The 2701-nt window shown below is 64.9% G+C and carries 2 protein-coding genes; both read right to left on the bottom strand.

Annotated features, from left to right (window positions below):
* Positions 1-1709: sulfate adenylyltransferase subunit CysN (gene cysN / locus AC3WLD_RS18785; protein WP_492558393.1), on the bottom strand; the 1709-nt coding region annotated here is incomplete at its 3' end.
* Positions 1709-2614: a sulfate adenylyltransferase subunit CysD gene (gene cysD / locus AC3WLD_RS18780; protein WP_492558392.1), complete on the bottom strand. Its 906-nt coding sequence runs from the start codon at positions 2612-2614 to the stop codon at positions 1709-1711. The genes cysN and cysD, both read right to left, overlap by 1 nt.
* Between the last annotated feature and the right edge of the window lie 87 nt (positions 2615-2701).

Genomic DNA, 2701 nt, shown 5'->3' with positions numbered 1-2701 from the left:
ACGAACTCGCCCTCGGGCAGCATCTTGCGGACCATCTCGCGCTCGGCGCGGAACGGCGAGATGAACGCGGTCAGCACGATCAGCCCGGCGTCGACCATCAGCTTGGCCACCTCGCCGACGCGGCGGATGTTCTCGATGCGGTCGGCCTCGGTGAAGCCAAGGTCCTTGTTGAGTCCGTGGCGGACGTTGTCGCCGTCGAGCAGGAAGGTGTGGCGGTTCATGATCGCCAGCCGCTTCTCGACCTCGTTGGCGATCGTCGACTTGCCCGCGCCCGACAGCCCGGTGAACCACAGCACCTTGGGCGTCTGGTTCTTGAGCGCCGCATGGTCCGCACGGGTCACGTCGGTCGGCTGCCAGTGGACGTTCTGGGCCCGGCGCAGGCTGAAGTGGATCATGCCGGCGGCCACCGTGGCATTGGTGATCTTGTCGATCAGGATGAACCCGCCGAGCGTGCGGTTCTGCGCATAGGGCTCGAACACGATGGCCTTGTCGGTGGCGATCTCGGCCACGCCGATGGCGTTGAGGTCGAGCGTCCTGGCGGCCAGGTGCGACCCGGAACCTCCTGCATCGTTGACGTTGACGACGTACTTGGGCTGCTGGACCGTGACCGAGACGGTCTGGGTGCCGAGCTTGAGCCAATAGGCGCGGCCGACCACCATCGGATCGTCGTTCAGCCACACCAGCGTCGCCTCGAACTGGTCGGCGGCCTGCGGCGGATTGTCGGCGGCGGCAATGACGTTGCCGCGGCTGCAGTCGATCTCGTCGGCGAAGCAGACGGTGACCGACTGGCCGGCGACGGCCTCGTCCTGGTCGCCATCGAGCGTCACGACGCGGGTGACGGTGCTGGTCTTGCCCGAAGGCAGGACGCGAACCTCGTCGCCGGGCTTGACCGAGCCGGTGGCGACGAGCCCGGAGAAGCCGCGGAAATCGAGGTTCGGGCGGTTGACCCACTGGACCGGGAGGCGGAACGGCTTTTCGGCATCGACCGAGGACAGCACTTCCACCGTCTCGAGATGCTCGACCAGCGTCGGCCCCTTGTACCACGGCGTGTTGGCCGAGAGCGTGGTGATGTTGTCGCCCTTGAAGCCGGAGATCGGCAGCGCGGTGAAGCTCTCGATGCCGATGCTCTTCGCAAACTCGGCATAGTCCTTGACGATTCCGTCGTAGACGGCCGGATCGTAGTCGACGAGGTCCATCTTGTTGACCGCGAGCACGATGTTGCGGATGCCGATCAGGTGGCACAGGTACGAATGCCGCCGGGTCTGGACGAGCACGCCCTTGCGCGCGTCGATCAGGATCACCGCGAGGTCGGCGGTCGAGGCGCCGGTGATCATGTTGCGGGTGTACTGCTCGTGCCCCGGGCAGTCGGCGACGATGAACTTGCGCTTCTCGGTGTTGAAGAAGCGATAGGCGACGTCGATGGTGATGCCCTGCTCGCGTTCCGCCGCAAGCCCGTCGACCAGCAGCGCGAAGTCGATCTCCTGCCCCTGCGTGCCGACCTTCTTCGAATCCGACTGCAGCGCGTCGAGCTGGTCCTCGAAGATCATCTTGGAATCGTAAAGCAGCCGCCCGATCAGCGTCGACTTGCCGTCGTCCACCGACCCGCAGGTGATGAAGCGCAGCATGGTCTTGTGCTGGTGCGTATCGAGATAGGCGTCGATGTCCTCGGCGATGAGGGCGTCGGTCTGGTAGATGACGTCGTCGCTCATCAGAAATACCCCTGCTGCTTCTTGACTTCCATGCCGGCGCCGCCCGCATCCTTGTCGATCGCCCGGCCCTGGCGTTCGCTGGTGGTGGTGAGCAGGGTCTCCTGGATCACCTCCGGCAGGGTCTTCGCCTCGCTCTCCACCGCGCCGGTCAGCGGGTAGCAGCCCAATGTGCGGAAACGGATCGAGCGCATCTCCGGCACTTCGCCGGGCTGCAGCGGGAAGCGCTCGTCGTCGACCATCAGCAGCATCCCGTCGCGCTCCACGGTCGGGCGCTTGTCGGCGAAGTAGAGCGGGACGATCGGCACGTCGTTGAGGTGGATGTACTGCCAGATGTCGAGCTCGGTCCAGTTCGAGATCGGGAACACCCGGATGCTCTCGCCCTTGTTCTTGCGGGCGTTGTAGAGGTTCCACAGCTCGGGCCGCTGGTTCTTGGGGTCCCAGCCGTGCGACGCGGTACGGAAGCTGAAGATGCGCTCCTTGGCGCGGCTCTTCTCCTCGTCGCGGCGGGCGCCGCCGAACGCGGCATCGAAGCCGTACTTGTCGAGCGCCTGCTTGAGCCCTTCCGTCTTCCACATGTCGGTGTGGAGCGCCCCGTGGTCGAACGGGTTGATCCCGCGCTCGGCTGCCTCGGGGTTCTGGTAGACGAGCAGGTCCATGCCCGATTCCTTCGCCATCTTGTCGCGAAGCTCGTACATCGCCTTGAACTTCCACGTGGTGTCGACGTGGAGCAGCGGGAACGGCGGCGGCGAGGGATAGAACGCCTTGCGCGCCAGGTGCAGCATCACCGCGCTGTCCTTGCCCACCGAATAGAGCATCACCGGCTTCTCCGCCTCGGCAACGACCTCGCGCATGATATGAATGGCCTCTGCCTCAAGCCGCTCGAGGTGGGTCAGGGTCCTGCTCATCACTATCAATCCTCTGCTGCCGTTAGCCGGCTTGCCCCGCACACATAAGCCACAACAATGGACTGCTAACCTCCCATTTGGTAGTAG

Source organism: Novosphingobium sp. FW305-C-111, assembly GCF_058783565.1.
The sequence above is the reverse complement of the archived record's forward strand: the minus strand, read 5'-3'. Positions and strand labels throughout refer to the sequence as shown.

Excerpts from the sequence above, each read along its gene's own strand:
- cysD (WP_492558392.1), bottom strand. The coding sequence starts at position 2,614 with ATGAGCAGGACCCTGACCCACCTCGAGCGGCTTGAGGCAGAGGCCATT.